22 protein-coding genes are annotated in these 23,560 nt (G+C 44.7%); 6 read left to right on the forward strand and 16 right to left on the reverse strand.

Features of this window, described 5'->3' with window-relative positions; translation table 11 throughout:
* Positions 1–116 precede the first annotated feature (116 nt).
* The 3 genes from F952_RS08015 to qhpR all read left to right on the forward strand — a co-directional run bounded on the left by F952_RS08015 (position 117) and on the right by qhpR (position 3,696).
* A complete protein-coding gene (locus F952_RS08015) occupies positions 117–1,127 on the forward strand; it encodes a phosphotransferase enzyme family protein (protein WP_004925413.1) in 1,011 nt (336 codons plus the stop codon).
* A gap of 149 nt (positions 1,128–1,276) precedes the next feature.
* Entirely contained in the window at positions 1,277–2,512 is a 1,236-nt protein-coding gene (locus F952_RS08020; protein WP_227499433.1) for an HAD family hydrolase, read from the forward strand.
* A 149-nt stretch (positions 2,513–2,661) separates the two neighbouring features.
* Positions 2,662–3,696 (forward strand): AraC-like transcriptional regulator QhpR, encoded by a 1,035-nt coding sequence (qhpR, locus tag F952_RS08025; protein WP_004925421.1) that lies wholly within the window; start codon positions 2,662–2,664, stop codon positions 3,694–3,696.
* 53 nt (positions 3,697–3,749) lie between these two features.
* Here the strand turns inward: qhpR and F952_RS08030 are convergent, their stop codons facing one another.
* Positions 3,750–4,763: a zinc-binding alcohol dehydrogenase family protein gene (locus F952_RS08030; RefSeq protein ID WP_004925423.1), complete on the reverse strand. Its 1,014-nt coding sequence runs from the start codon at positions 4,761–4,763 to the stop codon at positions 3,750–3,752.
* Between the two features lie 98 nt (positions 4,764–4,861).
* Between F952_RS08030 and F952_RS08035 the strand changes: the two genes are divergently transcribed.
* Positions 4,862–5,278: a winged helix-turn-helix transcriptional regulator gene (locus F952_RS08035; protein ID WP_004925426.1), complete on the forward strand. Its 417-nt coding sequence runs from the start codon at positions 4,862–4,864 to the stop codon at positions 5,276–5,278.
* A 43-nt stretch (positions 5,279–5,321) separates the two neighbouring features.
* Here the strand turns inward: F952_RS08035 and F952_RS08040 are convergent, their stop codons facing one another.
* The 7 genes from F952_RS08040 to F952_RS08070 form a co-directional block, all read right to left on the reverse strand.
* Complete coding sequence (locus F952_RS08040) at positions 5,322–6,665, reverse strand: aspartate aminotransferase family protein (RefSeq protein ID WP_004925429.1); 1,344 nt, start codon at positions 6,663–6,665, stop codon at positions 5,322–5,324.
* A gap of 282 nt (positions 6,666–6,947) precedes the next feature.
* Positions 6,948–7,751 (reverse strand): 3-oxoadipate enol-lactonase, encoded by an 804-nt coding sequence (gene pcaD / locus F952_RS08045; RefSeq protein ID WP_004925432.1) that lies wholly within the window; start codon positions 7,749–7,751, stop codon positions 6,948–6,950.
* Positions 7,752–7,760: 9 nt separating this feature from the next.
* Complete coding sequence (gene pcaF, locus F952_RS08050) at positions 7,761–8,966, reverse strand: 3-oxoadipyl-CoA thiolase (RefSeq protein WP_004925437.1); 1,206 nt, start codon at positions 8,964–8,966, stop codon at positions 7,761–7,763.
* Positions 8,967–8,978: 12 nt separating this feature from the next.
* Positions 8,979–9,632: a 3-oxoadipate CoA-transferase subunit B CatJ gene (gene catJ, locus F952_RS08055; RefSeq protein WP_004925445.1), complete on the reverse strand. Its 654-nt coding sequence runs from the start codon at positions 9,630–9,632 to the stop codon at positions 8,979–8,981.
* A gap of 10 nt (positions 9,633–9,642) precedes the next feature.
* Positions 9,643–10,329: a 3-oxoacid CoA-transferase subunit A gene (locus F952_RS08060; RefSeq protein ID WP_004925451.1), complete on the reverse strand. Its 687-nt coding sequence runs from the start codon at positions 10,327–10,329 to the stop codon at positions 9,643–9,645.
* An 89-nt stretch (positions 10,330–10,418) separates the two neighbouring features.
* Positions 10,419–10,709, reverse strand: a complete 291-nt coding sequence (catC, locus tag F952_RS08065; RefSeq protein ID WP_004925455.1) for a muconolactone Delta-isomerase — start codon at positions 10,707–10,709, stop codon at positions 10,419–10,421.
* Between the two features lie 17 nt (positions 10,710–10,726).
* Positions 10,727–11,839, reverse strand: coding sequence for a muconate/chloromuconate family cycloisomerase (locus tag F952_RS08070; RefSeq protein WP_004925457.1), 1,113 nt, complete (start codon positions 11,837–11,839; stop codon positions 10,727–10,729).
* Between the two features lie 123 nt (positions 11,840–11,962).
* On the opposite strand from F952_RS08070, the gene catM reads away from it, so the two are divergent.
* Positions 11,963–12,874: a cis,cis-muconate-binding transcription regulator CatM gene (gene catM / locus F952_RS08075; RefSeq protein WP_004925462.1), complete on the forward strand. Its 912-nt coding sequence runs from the start codon at positions 11,963–11,965 to the stop codon at positions 12,872–12,874.
* Positions 12,875–12,900: 26 nt separating this feature from the next.
* On the opposite strand, the gene F952_RS08080 is transcribed toward catM, so the two are convergent.
* The 8 genes from F952_RS08080 to benA all read right to left on the reverse strand — a co-directional run bounded on the left by F952_RS08080 (position 12,901) and on the right by benA (position 22,331).
* Entirely contained in the window at positions 12,901–14,430 is a 1,530-nt protein-coding gene (locus F952_RS08080; RefSeq protein WP_004925465.1) for a dynamin family protein, read from the reverse strand.
* Positions 14,427–15,686, reverse strand: a complete 1,260-nt coding sequence (locus F952_RS08085) for a GTPase (RefSeq protein ID WP_026056964.1) — start codon at positions 15,684–15,686, stop codon at positions 14,427–14,429. The genes F952_RS08080 and F952_RS08085 overlap by 4 nt, the downstream gene beginning before the upstream one ends.
* Positions 15,687–15,770: 84 nt before the next feature.
* The gene (catA, locus tag F952_RS08090; RefSeq protein WP_004925474.1) at positions 15,771–16,706 is read right to left on the reverse strand and encodes a catechol 1,2-dioxygenase; all 936 of its coding nucleotides are present in this window, start codon (positions 16,704–16,706) and stop codon (positions 15,771–15,773) included.
* Positions 16,707–17,320: 614 nt separating this feature from the next.
* Complete coding sequence (benE, locus tag F952_RS08095; RefSeq protein WP_004925476.1) at positions 17,321–18,505, reverse strand: benzoate/H(+) symporter BenE; 1,185 nt, start codon at positions 18,503–18,505, stop codon at positions 17,321–17,323.
* Between the two features lie 41 nt (positions 18,506–18,546).
* Entirely contained in the window at positions 18,547–19,332 is a 786-nt protein-coding gene (gene benD / locus F952_RS08100; RefSeq protein WP_004925479.1) for a benzoate diol dehydrogenase BenD, read from the reverse strand.
* Positions 19,333–19,350: 18 nt separating this feature from the next.
* Positions 19,351–20,367 carry a benzoate 1,2-dioxygenase electron transfer component BenC gene (gene benC, locus F952_RS08105; protein WP_004925482.1) on the reverse strand — a complete coding sequence of 339 codons (1,017 nt, stop codon included), beginning with the start codon at positions 20,365–20,367 and terminating at the stop codon, positions 19,351–19,353.
* Positions 20,368–20,439: 72 nt separating this feature from the next.
* Positions 20,440–20,949, reverse strand: a complete 510-nt coding sequence (gene benB, locus F952_RS08110; RefSeq protein WP_004925491.1) for a benzoate 1,2-dioxygenase small subunit BenB — start codon at positions 20,947–20,949, stop codon at positions 20,440–20,442.
* A complete protein-coding gene (gene benA / locus F952_RS08115) occupies positions 20,946–22,331 on the reverse strand; it encodes a benzoate 1,2-dioxygenase large subunit BenA (protein WP_004925496.1) in 1,386 nt (461 codons plus the stop codon). Before benA ends, benB begins: the two co-directional genes overlap by 4 nt.
* Before the next feature lie 293 nt (positions 22,332–22,624).
* Here benA and benM point away from each other — a divergent pair, with 293 nt between their 5' ends.
* Complete coding sequence (benM, locus tag F952_RS08120) at positions 22,625–23,539, forward strand: benzoate utilization transcription regulator BenM (protein ID WP_004925500.1); 915 nt, start codon at positions 22,625–22,627, stop codon at positions 23,537–23,539.
* Positions 23,540–23,560: the final 21 nt, after the last annotated feature.

The following is a 23,560-nucleotide window of genomic DNA, read 5'->3' on the forward strand; positions in this document are numbered from 1 at the left end:
TGACCGCAAATTGTGAGCAAGGTCATTTGAAGTCAAGTTGATTCATTTTTTCTTTTATAAGATCAGGCCAATCGGTACTTACGATGTATCTAAAATTAGAGTGAAGGAGTCGAATCATGACGGTCGAACAAAACGAATTTTTAAGCTCAGTTCAGCTTCAAATTCTTGCAGAACAAGCCATCAAGCAATATCCAAACGAATATCAAGGTTCAGTTAAACTCCTGTGTCAGTCAGAAAATGCCACTTTTTTAGTGACCACAGCGCAGGCAAAATACGCACTTAGAATCCATCGACCGAATTATCATCACTTGCAAGATATCGAAAGTGAGCTGGCGTGGTTAGATGCGCTTAATCAAAGTGGAATCGAAGTTCCACTGGCGATTGCCGATCAGGATGGTCAACGTGTGATCACCCTGAAACTGGCCGAAGGCATTTCGCGCTACGCAGTGCTTTTCAATTGGGTCAATGGCAGCATGCCCACCACCGATGTCGATCCGACCGCTTTTCAACAACTGGGACAAATTACCGCCGCACTACATCAACACAGTAAAAGCTGGAAACGCCCAGAACAGTTTAATCGAATTGTGTGGAATCATGACACCATGGTCGGTGCTCAAGGCCATTGGGGCAACTGGAAACATGCACCGCATTTAGATCAAGCCGACCACGCTGTGGTGGAAGAAGCGATTGCACGTATTTCAACTGAACTATGCCAGTACGGTGCCGGTGAAGATCGCTATGGTCTGATTCATGCCGATTTAAGACTCACCAACTTACTACTGCAAGATCAACAAATTGGTGTGATTGACTTTGACGACTGCGGTATGAGCTGGTTTATGCATGATCTGGCTGCCGCGATTAGTTTTAATGAACATTTAGATGCTGCACCGCAATGGGTAGAGCACTGGCTAACAGGTTATGAAAAAACAGGTCATGTTCAAAATCATGATTACGTCATGATTCCTACATTTATTATGCAACGTCGCATTCAAATGATGGCGTGGAATGGTTCACATGCACATACCGAAATGGCGCTTAGCTTAGGCGATCAATGGTCAAATGAAACCGTGCGCTTATGTAAGAAGTACTTAAATGGTGAAATGCCAGTCGGACGTAGCAACGCTTAAGTAAAACAAAGCACTTGTTCACTTTATCTGTTTTTTAATTGAGTTGTATTTCGTAATTTGGGGCTAAATTAGATATGAAAAGAAACATGCATTTACTCGGAATTGGAGCTTTAATCGCAGGTGTTTTAGCTTTGGGAGGCTGTGCCCAAATGCCAAAGCACGATACACAGGTGTTGGCATCCGCGATCAAGCAGGAGTATCTGGCACAAGGTCGCTGGGATGCGTTTAATCGCGATCAGCTCAATCAATTAATTGCACAATACGGCAAAGACAGTCCTAACTATAATCCGTTAAAACGGCCCTATATTGTGACTGATTTTGACAATACCTCGGTTTTTTTAGATATTGAGGAAGCGACATTAATCTATCAACTTCAACAGCTTGCATTTGCCGTAACGCCAGAACAGCTCAATACGATTATTCGTAAGGGAATCAGTACGCAAAATTTTGTTGTAGATTACAATAACAGCCAAGGTCAAGCAGTTAATATCGACAAGATTGCACCCGATATTGTGCAAAGCTATGCATGGCTATATACGCACTATTCAGGCTTAAAAGGCAATCAATCCTTAGCGCAAATCAAAACGAGCCCGCACTATCAAAACTTTATCAGCAAAATGCGTTATTTGTATGCGGCTATTGGAGATACTTTCGATCATGATGTGTCTTATCCATGGGTAACCTATTTATTTGCCGGAATGACCGAAGCAGAAGTACGTGATTTGGTTCAAAAAACAGTTGCTTGGCAAAAATCTCAGCCCATTGGCCCGGTGAAATGGACATCCCCATCTAATTTAAAAGGTCAGGCCGGTGTGGTCAGTGTAACGTGGGAAAATGGTTTACGCCCTTATGCCGAAATGCAGGACTTATTTCAGGCATTTCAAAATAACGGCATCGATGTTTATGTGTGTTCGGCTTCATATATCGATGTGATTAAAGAAATTATTTCTAATCCCAACGTGGGCTTTAACATTCCAGACAGCCATGCTTATGCCATGGAACTTGAGCGAGATTCACAAGGACGCATTTTGCCTGAATTTCGTAAAGGTTATGATCAGACCCAAGGCAAAGGCAAAACGCGCACAATTGAAAAATTTTTGGTATCTAAATATGGTTATGGGCCGCTCTTCATTGCTGGCGACAGCGAAGGCGATCAAAACATGATGCAGGATTTCACAGATACGAAAAAGGTGCTGATTGTAAATCGTCTGCGTAAACCCACCACAGATATTGGGAAGTTTTCAGCTTTGGCTGTTCAAAGCTATGGACAGAGTAATCCGAAATTTTTACTACAGGGACGTGATGCAAACACAGGACAATTTACAGGGTCAATCAACAGTATCAGTTATGGATCGAGCACACCAAAAGCATTGAAATCTCAATAAATCCAATCCACTGAGTTATGTTTTAACCTGTGCTTGATCCATTCCGGCGCAGGTTTTTTAATTTTAGCCGTACATATAAAAACTACGCTATAGCTGGTATGCATCTTGCTTCATCTCTTTTATATATCGGTATTAAGTGAGATCTTCACATGTTTCAGATGAATACGGCACAACTATTGGGCACCAGCATGTGCAATCAGGGCGTGTTGTCAGCAGCTGCATCAGGCTTGAGTGATTTCATTAGCAGCAAAGGTGCAGACGTCGATCGTGTCTTTGGTATCAGTGGTATCAATCCCGAGTTACTGGCCAGTCCGACATTAAGTTTACAACTTCCTAATTACTGTCATGTATTAGAACAGGCCGCTGAACTTTCAGGATGTGACAATTTCGGTTTACATTATGGTCAGCAATTTCAGCCCAAATCTTTAGGTCTAATTGGCTACATCGGACTATGCTCTGCAACGCTTGAAAGCGCATTAGTCAATATGACCAATCACTTTTATTTGCACCAGAAAGACACGCTGAACCGCATGGTCGATTTAGGAGATTGCTGGCGCTTAGACTATCAGGTGCATCACGGTGCGATCTTAACCCGACGTCAAGATGCCGAATTGACCTTAGGCATGTTTATGAATGTGATTCGTGGCGTGCTGGGCGGGCATTATTCACCACGTGAAATTCATTTTGAGCATACGCGGCCTGAGTTTTGGCAAGAACATAGCAAATTGTTTAACGCACCTGTTTATTTTGATCAGCCATTCAACTCAATTTTACTGTCAAAAAAAGATTTGCAGCATCCGATGCCCAATCATGATCCGCTGCTATTAACCGTAATTCTAGATACTCTTCGCTTGCTCAATACCCATGTACACAGACAAAGCCTAACCGATCAAGTGCGCTCACATATTCAAATTGAACTGAACACAGGTGAACCTAATCTGGAAAAAATTGCACACGATTTGGATTTGAGCAGCTGTGCACTCACCCGTCGGCTTAAACTTGAAGGATTAACCTTTAGTTCACTGGTCGATAAAGTGCGTTGTGAGCTTGCAGAGCATTACATGAAACAAAAAAATATCCCGATTTCCGAAATGGCATTTTTATTGGGCTACTCAGAGGTGAGTGCATTTTCTCGTGCATTTAAGCGCTGGTTTGGTGTTAATCCAAGACAATGGCGTAACTAATACAGCCGGAACACGCAATTAAGCGGTTCCAGCTATTTGTTGATTGATTCGATTTAAAACCCTTCAAGCACAATTTTGCCTTTGGCTTTACCACCTTCAATCAGGCTATGCACCTCTTTGAGATTTTCGGCATTGATCTTGCCATATACCTCAGTCAATGTAGTTTGAATGACGCCATCATCGACCAGTTTGGCCACTGCATTTAACAGTTCACGCTGCTGTGCAATATCTTCCGTTTGGTACATTGAGCGGGTATACATAAACTCCCAATGTAACGAGATCGATTTGGTTTTGAGTGGGCTGATACTCAGTTCGGCTGGATCATCAATCAGGCCCAAACGCCCCTGAGGTGCGGTCAATGCAGCAATCTGCTCCATATATTGATCGGTATAATTGGTAGAAAAAACATAACTAGGTGCCTTTAAACCCAGTTCATCCATTTGCGCCTTAAGTGGTTTTGAATGATCAATCACGTAATCCGCTCCGAGCTGTTTCACCCACGCTTGTGTCTCTGCGCGTGATGCTGTCGCAATAACTTTCAAATCTGATTTTGCTTTAAGTAATTGAATCGTGATTGAGCCAACACCGCCTGCCCCACCAATAATTAGGATACTTCGGTCTCCACCTGGCACTGGATCTTCAATTTTTAAACGGTCAAACAACATTTCCCATGCAGTAATGGTGGTCAGAGGCATAGCTGCCGCTTCTGCAAAAGAAAGGCGTTTCGGTTTATGCCCCACAATGCGCGCATCGACCAATTGAAACTGTGCATTACTGCCCGGACGGGTTAAATCACCTGCATACCAGACTTCATCGCCTACTTTAAATTCGGTGACTTCGTCGCCTACACTGACCACAACGCCAGCTGCATCCCAACCTAAAATTTTCCACTGTCCTGCTTCTGCTGCTGCACGTTTGCGAACTTTGGTATCAACCGGATTCACTGAGATCGCTTTTACCTCGACCAGAATATCTTTACCGCGCGCCACGGGCTGATCGATCTCGATATCCACCAATGCATCTGGACGTGTAATCTCACCTTGTTCTTTATAGCCTACCGCTTTCATCTTAACGTTCCTCACTTGTATTGCGTGGTAGCATACCTTAAGCTTAATCACCGTATATACAGACAAATTTCGCACATAGTGTCAAAAAGGATACTGTTATGAGTAAGGTAAAACATTCACGCTTTAATTGTAATCCGGGCTGCTCGGTCGAGGCTGCGATTGGCCTACTCGACGGTAAATGGAAAAGTTTAATTTTATGGAATTTACTTACCGAAAAAATATTACGTTTTAATGAGCTAAAGCGCCGTATTCCAAATGTAACTCAGCGTATGCTCACTAATCAGCTTCGCGAGCTTGAACAAGATGGACTCATTATTCGAACGGTTTACCCGCAAGTGCCGCCTAAGGTTGAGTATCAGCTTTCTGCGCTGGGCCAAACCTTAAAGCCTATTTTAGTTGCTTTAAAAGAATGGGGCGATCAGCATATCGATTTGTATGGAAAACCACATCAAAGTGAAACTGAGCAGCATAATGAGCGTGAGCAGCACACAGAAATTACCGCTCAGGCAGGATAAAAAAAGCCTTATCGAGTGATAAGGCTTAAAGATTAGCTGAGTTTTAATCTTTGAGTTTACGAATAGATTGATCGAGTGCGCTAACCAACCAGTCGATATCGTGTTCCTGAAATGCCAGCGGTGGACGTAATTTCAGTACATTGCCATATGGGCCAGCAACCGAAGTCAATACGCGGTGAGTATTACGTAATTCTTCAATCAGATTCAGTGCCAAGGCTTTATCTGGCGATTTACTGTCACGATCTTTCACCAGTTCAAATCCGATAAACAAGCCCGCACCGCGTACATCGCCCACACATTCATGTATATCCATGAGTTTGCTAAGTTCGGCCTGAAGTTTAGCACCCACATATTTGCTGTGTGCTTGTAAGTCTTCATCATGAATTACCTTGAGAACAGCTTGAGCTGCCGCCATCGATACTGGGTTTCCACCGAAAGTATTGAAATATGGAATATTATCGCTAAATGCTGCCAATACATCGCTTTTGGCAAGTAGACCAGATACCGGAATTCCATTGCCCATCGGTTTACCTGTGGTAATAATATCTGGCACTACACCATGGCGACCGAATCCCCAAAATGAGTCTCCAGTACGTGCAAACCCAGGTTGTACTTCATCGGCAATAAATATTCCGCCATTGGCATGAATCACATCTACTGCTTTTTTCAAAAATCCAACCGGATTTGGCATTACACCATCTGAAGAGAAAATTGAATCTGCCAGAAAGCCTGCAAACTTAATACCGTTGGCGTTCATGTCATCGATTTGCTGTTGAATTTGCGCTGCAAACCAATCACCTAAATCATCTGCTGCAATTCGGTATGCATCCGGTGCAGGAACCAAACGAGTTGTAGCTGCCAAAGCCTGACCAGAACCTAATGCAGGAGAACAGCCTGAAGTTAACTCACTGGTGCCGTGATAAGCTTCTTGCGAAACAATGATACCTGTTCCGCCACTATATTCACGGGCAATTCGAATGGCTAAATCATTGGCTTCAGAACCTGTACACATATACATGGCACGGTCAATTTCGCTTGGTGTTGTTTTTAAAAGCTCTTCGGTGTAATTCAGAATATTTTCATGCAAATAGCGTGTATGTGTGTTGAGCATTTTCATCTGCTCATTCACTGCCTCAATGACAGCAGGATGACAATGCCCAATACTGGCTACATTATTGTATACATCGAGATATTTATGGCCCGCAGCATCCCAAAGATACTGCCCTTGCCCTTTTACCAAATGCACAGGATTACGATAAAATAATCGATAAGACTCACCGAGCACTTGGCTACGTTTATCTGTTAATTTTCGGGTTTCAGCATCCAGTGCGGCTGCATGTTCTGCGCGGAAACTATTGGTATCCATGATGGTTGAACGTGTAACCATGAATGACTCCTGTATTTAAATAATTCAAAATGGCACACTTGAAATCGAATCAAATCGGGCCATGTCCTTTCGAATGTATATGTCACTGTTTGACTTATATTGTTCAAGTTTGAGAAAAGAAACTTGACACTAAAGCGCGAAAGTTGTCATTTGATGTCAAATTGACGAATTCAATGTATGGTCGGATTGCTATATACAAAAAAACGCCACGTGCATGAACGCGTGGCGTTTTGAAAATTCATAGATAAAGGTTTAAAATCTCTATCTGTCAAAAAGATCAAATCAATTGAAGCGCTTCATTACTGCTTCGACTGCATGATTAAATGCCTGTGGCTGTTCCACATTCGAAATATGCGATGCCTCCAGCACTTCAAGTGTTGAATGTACAATGTGCTCACATAAAAACTGACCATCGGCCACTGTAGTCACTGGATCTTGTGCACCAGCAATCACCAGTACCGGTATGCTTATACGTTGCAGTTGAGGGCGCACATCGGCCTCTGCCAATGCTTCACAGCAACTGGCATAGCCTTCGGCACTACCTTGAGCTAAATCATGACTCAGCTTTTCTACAATTTCTGGTGAGTCTTCAATAAAGCCTGGCGTAAACCAGCGTGTTGCCGCAGTTTGGGCAATCGGCGTTAACCCTTGCTCACGCACCAATTGCGCACGTGCTTGCCAAGCTTGAGCTTCTCCAATTTTTGCTGCGGTGTTGGCTACAATCACCTGATTAAAACGCTCAGGAAAATGTATTGCCAGCCATTGTCCGGTTAAACCACCCATCGAAATTCCACAAAACGTAGCTTGAGGAATTTGCAAATGATCAAGCAATGCAATTACATCGGTACCTAGCTGATCAATCCGATAAGGGCCAACAGGTGTCGATGATGCACCATGACCACGCGTGTCGTAGCAAATGACAAAATACTTGTCCTGAAAATACGCTATCTGTTGTTGCCACATACTCAGGTTGGTACCCAACGAATTTGAAAAGATCAGTGCAGGACGATCCGCCTGACCGAATGTTGCATAATTGAGAGCAACATCCTGCGCCGTTAGTGTGTCTTTAAAGTGAAATACTGGCATATTTATTCCTTAAACCCGCTCAATAATGAGCGCAATCCCCTGACCTACGCCGATACACATCGAACACAGCGCATACTTACCGCCCGACTGTTCAAGCTGGTTTAAAGCCGTCGTCACCAGACGCGCACCAGATGCACCCAATGGATGACCCAGTGCAATTGCACCGCCATTCGGATTCACCCGTGCATCGTCATCTGCCAGCCCTAAGTCTCGGGTACAGGCCAGTGCCTGTGCAGCAAAGGCTTCGTTCAGCTCAATCACATCCATCTGATCAAGCGTCAGATTGGCCTGCTTGAGTAGCTTCTTAATCGCCGGTGCCGGTGCAAAGCCCATGATGCGCGGCTCGATGCCCACCGTGGTGGACGCAATGATCTTGGCACGTGCTTTAAGCTGGTATTGTGCAACCGCTTCGTCTGATGCAATCAGAACTGCTGCTGCACCGTCGTTGATGCCTGACGCATTGCCCGCTGTCACGCTACCTTCCGGCTTGACCACGCCTTTTAGCTTGGCCAGTCCCTCTAGTGTAGTTGAGGCACGTGGATGCTCATCGGTGGCGATCACCACCGGCTCTCCTTTGCGCTGTGGAATCGTGACAGGCACGATTTCTTTTGCAAAGTAGCCTTTGGCCTGTGCCGCCGCGGTGCGTTGCTGGCTGGTGTAGGCAAACTGATCTTGGTCTTCACGCTGGATGCCAAACTGCTCGGCCACATTTTCTGCGGTTTGCGGCATGGTATCCACACCATACATGGCTTTAAGCTTCGGATTGATGAAGCGCCAGCCCATGGTGGTGTCTTCTATCTTCTGGGTGCGTCCAAACGCCCCTTCTGATTTCCCCATCACATACGGTGCGCGGCTCATGCTTTCGACACCCCCTGCAATGATCAGATGGGCTTCGCCTGCTTTGATCGCACGTGCTGCCATGGCGATTGCATCCAGAGATGAGCCACACAGGCGGTTGACCGTCGTTGCCGGCACTTCGACCGGTAGACCTGCCAGCAGTGCCGACATACGGCCAACGTTACGGTTGTCTTCTCCTGCCTGATTGGCACAGCCGTAGATCACGTCATCGACCTGTGCCCAGTTCACGCTTGGGTTGCGTTCGATCAGGGCAGCAATCGGGATTGCGCCGAGATCATCCGCACGTACTGCTGCCAATCCGCCTGCATAGCGGCCAAATGGGGTACGGATCGCATCGACGATGTATGCATGTTTCATATTCGGTTATCCTTAGCCTTGTGTCGCATCGATCAGTGTTGCACCGGTCAGGCGTTGTAGTTCTTCAAAGCTTAAGCCTTCGACTTTCTCGATCACTTTCAGTCCTTCTGGCACCACATCGATGATGCACAGGTCGGTGTAGATCCGGTCGACACATTTCTGACCCGTGGCTGGATACGTCAGTTCAGCTACAATCTTCGGCTCACCTTTTTTGGTGACATGATCGGTGGTTACAAAAACTTTTTTTGCCCCAACCGCAAGATCCATGGCTCCACCGACCGACGGTATGGCATCCGGTGCACCGGTGTGCCAGTTGGCCAGGTCTCCATTGGCGGCGATCTGGAATGCGCCTAATACGCAGATATCCAGATGTCCACCGCGCATCATGGCGAAGGAGTCGCCATGGTGAAAGAAGCAACCGCCTTCGAGCATGGTTACGTATTCTTTGCCTGCGTTGATCAGTTCCGGATCTTCTTCGCCGGCCGCTGGTGGTGGGCCAAAGGCCAGCAGTCCGTTTTCTGAATGTAGAAATACGTCTTTGTCGGCAGGCAGATAGCTGGCAATCTTGGTCGGCAGGCCAATGCCAAGATTGACATAGGAGCCTTCCGGAATGTCTTGGGCAACGCGCTGGGCGATCTGGTCACGGGTCAGTTTGTGATAACTCATCTCGATCTCCTTATGGTGCAGCGCTTGCTGGGGTAGATTGGACTGGTACAACGTGTTGAACAAAGATGCCTGGGGTCACCACGTTTTCCGGGTCGAGTTCTCCTAGTGCCACCACTTCGCTCACTTGTGCGATGGTCACGTTGGCGGCCATGGCCATGATCGGGCCGAAGTTTCGTGCTGATTTGCGATAGACCAGATTGCCCCAGCGGTCGCCCTTGTAGGCTTTGATCAGGGCAAAGTCGGCCTTGATCGGGTTTTCCAGTACGTAGTCTTTGCCATCAAAGTTCAGGGTAGGTTTACCTTCTGCGAGTAAAGTGCCAAAACCGGTTGGGGTGTAGATCGGCCCCAGCCCCATGCCGGCGGCCTGTATACGACAGGCCAGATTGCCCTGCGGCACGATTTCAAGTTCAATTTTGCCCGCACGGTATAGCTCGTCAAATACGTAGGAGTCGGCCTGACGTGGGAAGGAACAGATGATCTTTTTAACTGCGCCAGTTTTTAGCAGCTTGGCCAGTCCATAGTCTCCATTGCCGGCGTTGTTGCTGACGATGGTCAGGTTCTTGCGACCTAGTTCAATCAGTCCGTCAATCAGCTCGGCGGGTTGGCCGGCTGTTCCAAAACCACCAATCAGGATGGTGGCACCGTCGTGGATCTGGGAGAGCGCTTCCGTTAGGGTCGCTGCACTTTTATCTATCATGTCATCAACCTTTGGATGAAAACGGAAAATAAAGAAATACCATAAACGTAAGAGATGAACACTGATGAAGTGTCATCTCTATTTACATATTAGCTATCGTCATCACGCACAGAAGACGGATGACGATTGAGCGCCATGACTTCGATTTTCATATACGGATATAGCGGTAAGCCTTGTAAAATCGTATGTAGCTCTTCATTACTTTCGACATCAAAAATACTGATATTGGAATATTGTCCGGTAATACGCCAGATATGACGCCATTTGCCTTGGCGTTGCAACTCTTGTGAATAAGCCTTCTCGACCGATTTAATCTGATTGGCCTGATCAGTAGGCATGCTAACAGGTAAATGCACATCCATACGAACTTGAAACAACATAGTAAATTTCCTCTTCCTTAATGACGGCGTAACTGTTCGAGTTTGTCTTCGTCGACCTCAATTCCCAGACCTGGCGTATTGGGAACCACCAGCTCGAAGTTTTCATATTGCAAAGGTGTTTTCAAAATGCTTTGTGTTAGTAATAAAGGCCCGAACAGTTCAGTTCCAAACTCCAGTGTTTCAAAGGTACTAAAGGCATGTGCCGATGCAATACTGCCGACAGGCCCTTCAAGCATGGTGCCACCATATAGACTGATTCCAGCAAGACGCGCAATTTTTGCCACTTCACAGGCTTCAATCAGACCACCCGATTGTTCGACTTTTACTGCAAACACATCGGCACCCGATTTTTTGGCAATTCGATAGGCACTGTCTGGGCCAGTCAAGACCTCATCTGCCATAATGTCCACATCAAAACGTGCGGTCAGACGTGCTAAAGCATCTGTATTTTCAATCGCACAGGGCTGCTCAATCAGATCGATCCCACCATCTTGAAGCTGTTGAATCCCTTTAACACATTCAAGCTCAGACCATGCACGGTTCACATCTACACGCACACTGATTTCCGGGCCAAGTGCTTTTTTAATGGCAATTACATGATCGACATCATGCTGTAGCGGATTTGAACCAATTTTTAATTTAAAGGTATTGTGGCGCTTTAATTCGATCATTTTTTTGGCTTCGGCAATATCTTTATCGGTATCACCTGAAGCCAGTGTCCACAGCACAGGTAATCGATCACGGATACGTCCACCCAGCAATTCGCTCACAGGTACATTCAGTCGTTTAGCCTGTATCTCTAAAAGCGCAGTTTGAATTGCGCATTTGGCAAAGCGGTTGCCATTGATACTTTTACGAATTAATTTTAGGGTCTGAGCCACATTTAAAGGCGCCTTGATGGACAACAGCAATGGCTTGAAATAGGTGTCGATATTGGCTTTAACACTCTCTGGACTTTCTTCGCCATAGTTTAATCCACCAATCGTGGTTGCTTCGCCCCAGCCTACAATGCCATCTTCCGTGATGATTTTGATCAAAACTAATGTCTGCGTCTGCATCGTGGTGACCGAAAGCTTGTGCGGACGAATAGTTGGAATATCGACTAAAATAGTTTCCACTGATTTATACATCGGTCCATCTTCTTTTCAATAAATACTATTTACATACCTTAAATTAATGTAATAATAAAAACGATAAACAATTTGGTATTTTTGCATACTAAAAAGGTATATAAAACCAATTAGGGCGTATAAATGGAACTAAGACACCTCAGATATTTTGTGACCGTGGTTGAAGAGCAAAGCATTTCCAAAGCTGCTGAAAAGTTGTGTATTGCCCAGCCGCCCCTCAGCCGACAAATTCAAAAACTCGAAGAAGAATTGGGAATTCAGCTATTTGAACGCGGCTTCAGACCGGCTAAAGTGACTGAAGCAGGCATGTTTTTTTATCAGCATGCTGTGCAGATTTTGACTCATACTGCACAAGCGTCCTCAATGGCAAAACGGATTGCAACGGTCAGTCAAACCTTGAGAATTGGTTACGTCAGCTCCTTACTGTATGGTTTGTTACCTGAAATTATTTATCTGTTTCGTCAACAAAATCCTGAAATTCACATCGAACTCATCGAATGCGGCACCAAAGATCAAATTAATGCCCTTAAGCAGGGAAAAATCGATCTGGGTTTTGGTCGGCTCAAAATTACCGATCCTGCAATTCGACGTATCGTGTTGCATAAAGAACAGCTCAAACTTGCAATCCATAAGCATCATCACCTCAATCAGTTTGCAGCAACAGGGGTTCATCTCTCTCAAATTATTGATGAACCGATGCTGCTGTACCCAGTCTCTCAAAAGCCCAATTTTGCGACCTTTATTCAGTCACTCTTTACCGAACTAGGCCTAGTACCATCCAAACTCACCGAAATTCGAGAAATTCAACTGGCACTCGGCTTGGTGGCAGCAGGTGAAGGCGTCTGCATCGTACCGGCGTCTGCCATGGATATTGGGGTGAAGAATCTACTTTATATTCCAATTTTAGATGATGATGCCTATAGCCCAATTTCACTCGCGGTGCGAAATATGGACCACAGTAATTACATTCCTAAAATTCTCGCCTGTGTACAGGAGGTGTTTGCAACGCACCATATCAGGCCACTCATCGAATAAAATATGTCTGAAAAATTTACTGCTCTTTATTCAATGCGTAGCGCTTGGCTGAGTTGATCGAGTGCTGCGCTGTAATCGATGAAGGTTTCATCGAGTGTTTGAACATGTTTGATTGACTGCTCAAGTTGAGCCTGACACTGATCAATCAATTCACTCGTAGAAGCTTTGACAGCTTGTTGAATCTGCTGCGTGAGAGTCGTGTACAAGCCATCATGCACCACCATTCCCGCAATGCGTTCATACTGCATTTTTTCGGTTTTTTCGATCTTGCTAAGCGAATCCAAATTTAAACCATAAGCATCAAGCTGAATTGCAAGCTGTTGTTCGAATGCGACGTTTATCCACTCGTTCAAACTGTTCACTACGGCATCAATATTTTGTGTACTTGCATGTTGCTCAAGAAGTTGTGGTAGCTCAGGCAATACGCTACGCCAGACTGCCTCGGCTAAATCGGTGTGTAGCTGTCGTAAATCATCTTGAGCCTGTTTGAGGTCCTGTTGTATTTGCTCTAGATCGGGTTGCAGGTAAAACCTTAAACCTTCAATGATATGTTCTTGCAAAAAATGCAACAATACTTCGGCAGGTTTACGCTGCTTATAGCGCAAAGCAGGCTCAATAAGAGCCAAAAGTGCTGCAAATAATCGCTCAAAACCAGCCTCGTTCATGGCTTGTGGGTTCATATCTGCTTCACGCGCCATTTGAGTTGAAACGGACACGGGCGGCTTTAATAAACTCACATCCACTTGCATACTGTGCAGTTTTTCTTTCGCACGCATCAATACATCAGACTCTTGCAACGCACGTTGTTCTGAATTTTTATTGCAAAGCACTGTACATAGCTCACCATCAATTTCATCTTCTTCGACAAAATCGCTTCGGGTAATAACAGGAAATAAAGGTTTATGACGCTTTAACTCGCGCCCCAGTGCATCTAGCTCTTGCACCTGACCCGGTGAAGTTGCGCTACTGAGCCACAGCACACCATCTGCACTGTCGATAAATTTTTGTGTGAGCGCTGCATTTTTCTGAGTACCAGAATGCAAACCTGGTGTATCTAGCAAAATAAGTTTTTCACCCAGACATACGCCCTGTAGTTGCGCTGTCGTCTCGGTTGCACCTTCGCGTAAGTGAGATTCGGTATAAAATATCTGTTCATTTTGAACATGAAAATATTGCACGGTTTGTTCGTGAGAACGAAAGCATTCGGCCAGTAAGTTACACAATGAACTCTTTCCGGCATTAAACTTACCGAATACAAGCAACATCACCCGATCATGAAATACTTCTGCAACCGATTGAGCAGCACTAAAAGTATGCCATTCGGTATCCCAATTCGATACATGCGTTGTAAGCTTATGGTTAAATTGCTTGAGTTGATTGGCGATCTTTGTCTGCGGTGACCAGCCCGTTAAATCAAAGGTATTTTGTTTTAATGCTGTAGCAAATGCTTCGCGCCATTGCTGCATCGATTGCAATGCCAACTGTATATCCCCTTGGGCAGTCGCAATCTGCCGGGTGTGTTCGATAAACAATTGAATGTGTCCGCCGCTGGTCATGCTGCACTCTCCATCTGTTGCAACGCCATCATTGCATTTTGAATACACCCTTGCTGCCGCATTGTCTGCTCAATCTTGGCAGCTAAAATCATTCGGCCTGCTGACTTTTCAAAATAAAATCGAAACTCTCTTTGCAAGCGTTGTCGTTCGGTATCGGTATAAAACAATGCACGTAGCTGATCGCGAAATTTCACTGAAATTCCAAAAACCGCAACAATGACCGTATCAATACTTTTTATCGTGGTTTGTTGCTCTGCGGGTAAACCCACCACACCGTGACGTATGAGATGGCTATTGATCTCGATACAGGCACGTGAGTAAGCAATCTGCACTTTGGCACGTTGCTGCTTGGCTGCTGTATTTTTAAACATCGTGGCAAATGAATCTGGATTGAGTGCTTGGTCTTGACCATCTATATTTACAATGGGCTCAAGATCTACTCGAATCTTATCGAGTATGTTGATGAGTCCTGTATCAAAGTCATGCAATTGCTGCTGCTGTGTCTGTTGTAGTTGCTGAAGTACATGTTTTTGATCGAGTAATAACTGCTTAAGTTGATGATGCAAGTCAGACAGCAATCTATTCTTTTCATACGTTCGTGCAGATGGAACCTGAGCAAGTGCCTGCTCAAGTGTATGTCGTAACGCGCCGATTCCACTTTTTTCGATCAGCAAGGTTTTTCCATTTTCAATACCCTGACGGTGGCGAGTGGCCGAAACAGCCCAAATATCGAGTTTGGGTACCTGCTGTGCAATTGAGGTTTTAATCTGGGTTAAAATTGTCTGATCCGGTATCTGATCTATCTGGGTCAAGACCAGTATGGTTTGGCGCCGGCTATGGTCTGCATCTTCAATAAGTTGTTGTAAAAGATGATGCTCAGTTGCATCGAGTTCGCCTTCTCGGACTGAATGCACAAAAAGGCGAATATCTGCCTGTGTCCAGACTGCTTCAAAAGCATGACGATCATCCACTGCCGCAACATCTGCATCGAGTCCGGGTGCATCCAACCAACGCACCTGATCTTGTTTATGTTCGGCCAGTTGAATCGTCTCTCGTTTATCGGCAACAGAAAAAATATCTGTCCCGATCAGCTCATTGAGTAGTCGGCTTTTACCATGATTATATTTACCAATGACGGTAATGGTGGGGTCACAAGCAAACTGCATCAGACGAACCAAGCGTGCCAATTGCCCAGCCTGATTCGGCAATACGCTTAAAATTTTATCTACGGTTTCCTGAATGATTTGATTGTCCACGTAATTGTCTCCACCCTTCCCTGAAATAAAAACAGGCCAGTGATCATGATCACTCGCCTGATAATTTTGAACCATTTTGGTGTATTACACCGCTAGACGTGGACGATCAACAACTTGGTTATCTACACCATCAACCAAACGCGTCAATTTTAGATCGAAAACCATTTCAGCGAATGGGCCTTCAACATCATTGGCCTTAATGGCTTCAGGATCGGTGTGTTCCACTGCATCAACCACCAAGCCTTCACGGGTTGCATAAGCAAAGTCGTCATAGGTGTACGGATCGCCAGCCACATTAATTTGCGTAGTTAGTTTGCGGTGTCCATCGGCAGAAACAAAATAGTGAATGTGCGCAGGGCGGTTACCATGACGGCCCAACTGATTCAGCAACTGTTGCGTTGGACCTTCTGGTGGGCAACCATAACCCGCAGGCAAAATGGTACGAACGCGATACTGACCGTTTTCATCGGTAATAATACTACGGCGCATATTGAACGCCTGCTGCTCGCCTGTTGGGTCGAAGTGTGAATAAAAGCCTTTGGTATTGGCATGCCAGATTTCAACTTTGGCATTGGGTAAAGGTTTTCCATCTGCATCAAAGATCGTGCCATGTAGAATCAGGGTATGACCATTTGGATCACTTCCGTCATCCATGCGCGCATAACCTACCGATTCAGGCGCACCTGCCACGTATAGCGGGCCTTCAATGGTACGTGGTGTCGCATTTTCAATACCTAGTGCGGCATCTTCGGCATCCATACGCATATCGAGGTAATGGTCAAAACCCAAGCCTGGCGAGAGTAAACCAGCTTCTTGATTGGCACCTAGCTGATTTAAATATGCCACACCTGCCCAGTATTCATCTGAAGTGATATTCAAATCTTCAATGGCTTTATATAAATCTGAAAGCACACGATGGATGATCTGCTTTACACGCGGATTGCCACCTTCTTGCTCAAGTCCGCTTGCAACACGTAAAAAATCTTGCACATCCTGAGTATTGAATATTTTAACTTCCATGGCTTTCTCCTTGAAATCGCCAAAACATCATTTGATAAACTTATCTGTCGACGCTATCGTTGAATGTGTTGTGCATATCGGTTCAATTAACCTTTGCTTGGTTTGCCTCAGCCTTGAGCTTTACCTTGCTTCACACACCACAAACTTATTTATTTCGATAGTCGTTTCTATACCTTCCATACTGATCAACTGTATCTGAAACTCATGGCGACTCCAATTCCTAAGAGAGTATGTTTTCATGCTTTTTTGGTATACTAATTTTTTCGACATCTAATTTAAAAATAAATCTTAATAAAAACTTCTAAGCTAAAAATTAAAATAAAACAATAAAATTCAAATATATATAATATATTTAAATTTTAAAAAGTAAATTTAGCTCATAATGTGATCATTACTATGGTCGAGCAGATATCGCTAAATACCTTCATAAAAGGAATATTCAGGAGTTAAAAAATTGTCATGCATTGAACTACTCAAACCTATCGTGGTTTCAACAGGAATGAAATAGAAACAAATTAAGCTGAGTGATATGTCATCTCTTAAAAAACAAAATTCGCCTTAGAATAAAGCGAATATGATAGAAATAATCGAATGGTCTAAATGACAAATTTAGTTTAGCTGGCTTTGGGTTTAAGTAAAATAAAATAGGCCAGCATGCCAATACACATCCCCCAAAACACTGAACTCAAGCCCAAGAAATGCATTCCCGAAACGGTTGCCAAAAAGGTAATCAGTGCAGGATCTCGTTGCTGATCTTCTTGCATGGCAATTTTAATATTGCTTGCTATTGCACCCAAAAGCGCAAGTCCGGCCAGTGCAGCAACCAGCTCTTTGGGCAATAAGCTAAACAACGCTACAATACTGCCTGCAAACACACCTCCTAAAACATAAAACAAACCATTTGCTATTCCAGCAATATAGCGTTTGTCTTTGAGTTCATGTGCATCTTTACCCATACATAAGGTGGCTGTAATGGAGGCCAGTACAATGGTAATTCCACCTGCAAAGGCAGCAAACAACGAGGCCAAGCTTGCGGCGGCAATAATTGGTTTGGCGGGTGTGTTATACCCACTGAGTTTTAAAATGGCCATACCAGGCAGAAACTGCCCTGTTAAGCTCACCAAAATTAGCGGCAGCGCCAAATTTAAGGTTGAAAACCATGACCACTCTGGTGCAATAAACTGCGGGCGTGCAATTTGAAAATCTAGCGGCACCGGATTCATTTTTCCAAGAAAAAAACTAAACGCTACACCACAAATAAGTACCCAAAGCATGCAGTAACGTGGTGAAAAGCGTCGACTGATCAGATAACACAGCAACATGCTAAACACGATCAGCGGTAAAGTATCGGTGGCAAGAAATAGCCCAAGACCAAACTGGAATAAAATGCCGGCCATCATGCCAGCAGCAATTCCCTGCGGTATCCATTTGAGTAGTTTGTCAAAATAGCCGGTAATGCCGACCAGAAAAATCACAATTGCCGCGGTAATATAAGCGGCAACGGCTTCATTTAAACTAATGTTGGGAAACAAAGTAACCAACAATGCTGTCCCGGGTGCCGACCACGCGGTCACTACAGGTGTTTTAAACCGAATAGATAAAAAAATACCTGTCACGGCGGCACCGATCGAAATAGCCCAAATCCAAGAGATCATCATCTCTGTCGAGACATGTGCTTTTTGTGCCGCCTGAAAGAAGATAATTAACGGGCCCGAGTATGAAATCAGGACCGCTAAAAAGCCTGCAATCGTGGCCGATAACGACCAATCTTGCTTCAATGTTTTTAACAGGGTTGTCATGATGCCTCCTTGCAGTCTCCCTTTAAATAATGACCATCAGATCATCCCTGATCGCCTCCACCCACCGGAAGCACGCTGCCCGTGATGTAAGAAGATTCATCTGAGGCTAAAAAGGTAATCGCATTGACTTGTTCATCAATACTGCCATAACGCCCTAAAAAGCTTCGATCAATGGTTTGGTCAACCACTTGTTGCATCCAGACTTGTTCACTTTTCGATAAAGGCTGGGCATTACGTGGAATCTTACGCGGCGGTGCTTTAGTTCCTCCCGTTGCAACCGCATTCACACGAATACCATGCTGGGCATGCTCAAAGGCAAGTGAAGCCGTTAAGGCATTTACACCGCCTTTAGAAGCCGAATATGGAATTCGGTGAATACCTCGTGTCGCAATTGACGACACATTTACAATAGTGCCCTGTTGATGTTTTAGCATTTCTGGAAGTACTGCACGGCAGCACCAGAGCGCTGGAAATAGGGAGCGATGAACCTCCTGAATAATTTCCTCTTCTGAAAACTCCTGAAAGGGTTTCATCCAGATTGCACCACCGACATTATTGATCAGCACGTCGATGCGTCCGTATTCGGCAATTGCATGTGATACCACCAACTCTGCGCCAGCATAAGTTTCCAAATCTGTCTCAACAGCAATTGCCAATGCGCCCAAGGCTTTGATCTCAGCCAATACCGCCTGAATCAGATCAGAACGGTCGGCCAATATCAGACACCCTCCCTCTTGGGCAATCCGTAGTGCAACACCACGACCAATGCCTTGAGCTGCACCTGTTACAATGACAACTTTATGTTCAAAACGTTGTGTCGAATTCATATCGGTCTCCGTTTTGAGTTAGTTGGCAGAGAATTTTTCAAATAAAAAGTTCGCCGGTTGAATACCTTGCGTATCCAGCCAGCTCCGCACCGCTTCCACCATAGGAACCGGTCCGCACAGATACACATCAACTTCACCGCCATTTAGCCAGTCATATTCGATATGACCCGTCACGTAACCTTTACGTTCATGTTGACTTTCTGCATGTGCCACCACGGTACGATATTCAAACCATGGTAGTTTCTGCTGAAGTGCATCGAGTTGTTCAAGCGCCACCAGATCACAATCTTGGGTTACGCCAAACACCAGTCGTACTGGATGCTCACTGCCTTTTTGCTCAAGTACTTGCAACATCGATAAAAACGGTGCGATTCCCGTACCGCCAGCCAGCATGAGCACAGGACGCTTGACATCACGCAGATAAAAACTACCAAATGGTCCAGTAAAGCTCATTTTGTCGCCTGCTTTGGCCTGCACACTTAAATATTCGCTCATTTTACCTTGCGGCACATTACGAACCACGAACCCGGTTAAGCGATTGCCTGGTTGTGAGCTAAACGAATACGAGCGTGTTTCCGTGGTGCCCGGCAGCGTCACGTTGACATACTGCCCTGCCAGAAAATGAATATCGGGCTGACCGTCATCGAGCTGAATATCAAAGGTGATGGTCGAATCCGATAGATTTTCAACCCGCGCCAACGTGCCTTCAAAGTGATGAATCTTGGTTTTACATACCTCAGAAGACGCCTGAATTTGAAATACAGCATCTGAAGTTGGACGGCATTGACATGCCAAAACGTAGCCCTGCTGCGCTTCTTCTGGGGTGAGTGCATCTTCAATGTAATTGTCTTCAGGCATGTCATAGTTGCCCGATTCACAAAAAGCACGGCAGGTACCACACGCGCCTTCACGGCAGTCCATTGGAATATTGATTTGCTGACGGTATGCGGCATCGGATAAGGTTTCACCTTGAGCGATGCGAATAAAACGGGTAACGCCATCTTCAAATTGAAGTGCTACTTGATGGTTTGACATGGCAGGAATCCTATTCAAATATAAACTCATAAACCCTCAGTCAAGTGTCCGTTTGACTGAGGTATAACTGATTTAAATATGATAAATATCAATGACTTGATTAATATAGTCATTCTTAAGCATCACATACTTGCTCAAGATTTTTGGTTGTTCACCTGAGAAATCGATTACATAGCGTGACATGCCAAAATAGCTGTAACTGTTTTTATAGCGGAAACTGAGCGTATTCCAGTTAAAACGTACTGTGATTTGAAGGCCATCACGTGATTCAACTTCGATATTGCTAATATTGTGTGCCGTACGCGTATCTGGCATGGTCGCCGATGAACGCTCGGTTTTAATCCGAAATACTCGATCTTCAAGACCTTGGCGATCTGGATAATAAATCAGCGAAATCTCAGTTTGGGGGTTTTCAGTGAGCTGGTCGTTATCGTCCCACGCGGGCATCCAAAATGAGGCTTGAGGTGCATAACATTCAAGCCAGTCATCCCATTGCTCATCATCTAAAAAACGGGCCTCGCTATACAAAAACTGGCTAATCTGTTCGATGCTGATGGTGTCTAAAAGTGCTGTAGCATTCATGCGTTCTCTCCCTGACGCGATGCAAATTCTTTTTCCGCAGCAATCGCTTGCTTCATACTTTTGAGCCAGTATTGATGCTGTGCCAAATACAAGCCTTCGTCTTCAGTTTTAATACCACTAATAGCCGGTTTTAATCCGATTTCATTAGCGGCATCATCTGGTCCATAAATCCAATGTTTTGATCCGCGGCACATGTCGTTCCATTCCAGTTCGATACCTGCATAACCAGCCTGACAGGCACGGAACTCCTCAAGATCGTCTGGCGTCGCCATTCCAGATGCATTAAAGAAATCTTCATACTGGCGAATACGGCGTGCACGCGCTTCGGGTGCTTCACCTACAGGCGCAATACAGTAAATGGTGACTTCGGTTTTATTGACCGAAATTGGACGTAAAACACGAATTTGCGAACCAAACTGATCCATCAGGTACACGTTTGGATATAAACACAAGTTACGTGAGCGTTCGATCATCCATTTCGACATTGCAGCACCGAATTTTTCGGTATATTCCGCTGCTTTAGGAAAGTTTGGTCGGTCTTCCGGATTACCCCATTGTGTCCAGAGCAACATATGACCATGTTCAAATCCATATGAACCGCCACCATGTTTCCCCCACGAGCCCGCGCTCATCGCGCGAATGGTATCACCTGCCTGTTTTTCTTTACGATGCTGCGTGGTGGCTGCATAGTTCCAGTGCACCGCCGAAACATGATAGCCATCTGCTCCGTTTTCTGCGGTCAACTTCCAGTTTCCTTCATAGGTGTAGGTCGAAACACCACGCAGTACTTCAAGGCCCTGATCGGATTGCCCGACAATCATGTCGATAATTTTGGTGGTTTCCCCCAAAAACTCTTGCAGTGACGGTACATCAGGATTCAGACTGCCAAATAAAAAACCTTTATAACTTTCAAAACGCGCCACCTTTTTTAAGTCGTGGGAACCGTCCTGATTAAAACAATCTGAATAACCAGCATCGCTTGGATCTTTCACCTTCAACAATTTTCCTGAGTTATTGAAGGTCCAGCCATGAAATGGGCAAGTATATGTGGTCTTATTACCACGCTTATGACGGCACAGCTGTGCACCACGATGTGAACATGCGTTAATCATGGCGTTGAGTTCACCGTTGCGATTACGCGCAATCAAAATCGGTTGTCTGCCAATATAGGTGGTGTAATAGTCGTTGTTGTTGGGAATCTGGCTTTCATGAGCCAAATAAACCCAATTTCCTTCGAAAATGTATTTCATTTCAAGATCAAAAAGTGCCTGATCTGTAAATACAGAACGATGTAACTTAAATTCACCTGTTTCGGTATTGTCTACAAGCAGTTCATCAATTCGGTCAAGATGGCTAGTATTAATGACGGGAATACGTGGCATATCCTTTCTCCAACATTCCAAAATAAGAAACTTGTCTAGGCCAGAGCAAAACGCTGTGCTTAGTCAAACATTCAATTAAACAACGCAACGCATAAAATGTTTACTTAACGGCAGAACCGACAAATAAAACGAATATCCATTTCAGCTTTCAATTTTCCAAATTGAAGAAAGCATTTAATGGGTCAAGCCCCTGCCTTCTTCTTGTCTTTCTTGCTTGTTTATACCTTAAAAGAATGTTTTAATAAGTTCAAACACATTATTTGTATAATAAAATACCTATGGAGTATTTTTAAATGGAACTTAGACATCTCCGCTATTTTGTGGCTGTGGTTGAGGAGCAAAGCTTCACCAAAGCCGCAGACAAATTATGCATTGCACAGCCGCCCTTAAGCCGACAAATTCAAAATCTTGAAGAAGAATTGGGGATTCAGCTTTTAGAGCGCGGCAGCAGACCGGTCAAGACAACACCTGAGGGTCACTTTTTTTATCAGTACGCCATCAAACTATTGTCGAATGTCGATCAAATGGTTTCCATGACCAAGCGCATTGCCTCGGTTGAAAAAACCATTCGTATCGGATTTGTGGGTTCGCTCCTATTTGGTTTACTGCCACGGATTATTCATTTGTATCGTCAGGCACACCCCAATTTACGCATTGAACTTTACGAAATGGGCACCAAGGCACAAACCGAAGCATTAAAAGAAGGCCGTATCGATGCCGGATTTGGTCGACTTAAAATCAGTGATCCCGCCATTAAACGTACCTTATTGCGTAATGAACGTTTGATGGTAGCCGTACATGCCAGCCATCCGCTTAATCAAATGAAAGATAAAGGCGTGCACTTAAATGATTTAATTGATGAAAAAATTTTGCTTTATCCAAGCTCGCCTAAGCCTAATTTTTCTACCCATGTAATGAATATCTTTTCTGATCATGGCTTAGAACCCACCAAAATTAATGAAGTCCGTGAAGTTCAACTGGCGCTTGGATTGGTGGCAGCGGGTGAAGGAATTTCATTGGTACCGGCCAGTACGCAAAGTATCCAGCTTTTTAATCTGAGCTATGTGCCGCTTCTAGATCCCGATGCCATCACGCCCATCTATATTGCCGTGCGCAATATGGAGGAAAGCACTTATATTTATTCGTTGTACGAAACGATTCGCCAGATATATGCCTATGAAGGTTTTACTGAGCCGCCAAACTGGTAACAAAAAACCCATCAGACTGTG

This window comes from Acinetobacter baylyi DSM 14961 = CIP 107474 (assembly GCF_000368685.1).
GTDB lineage: Bacteria > Pseudomonadota > Gammaproteobacteria > Pseudomonadales > Moraxellaceae > Acinetobacter > Acinetobacter baylyi.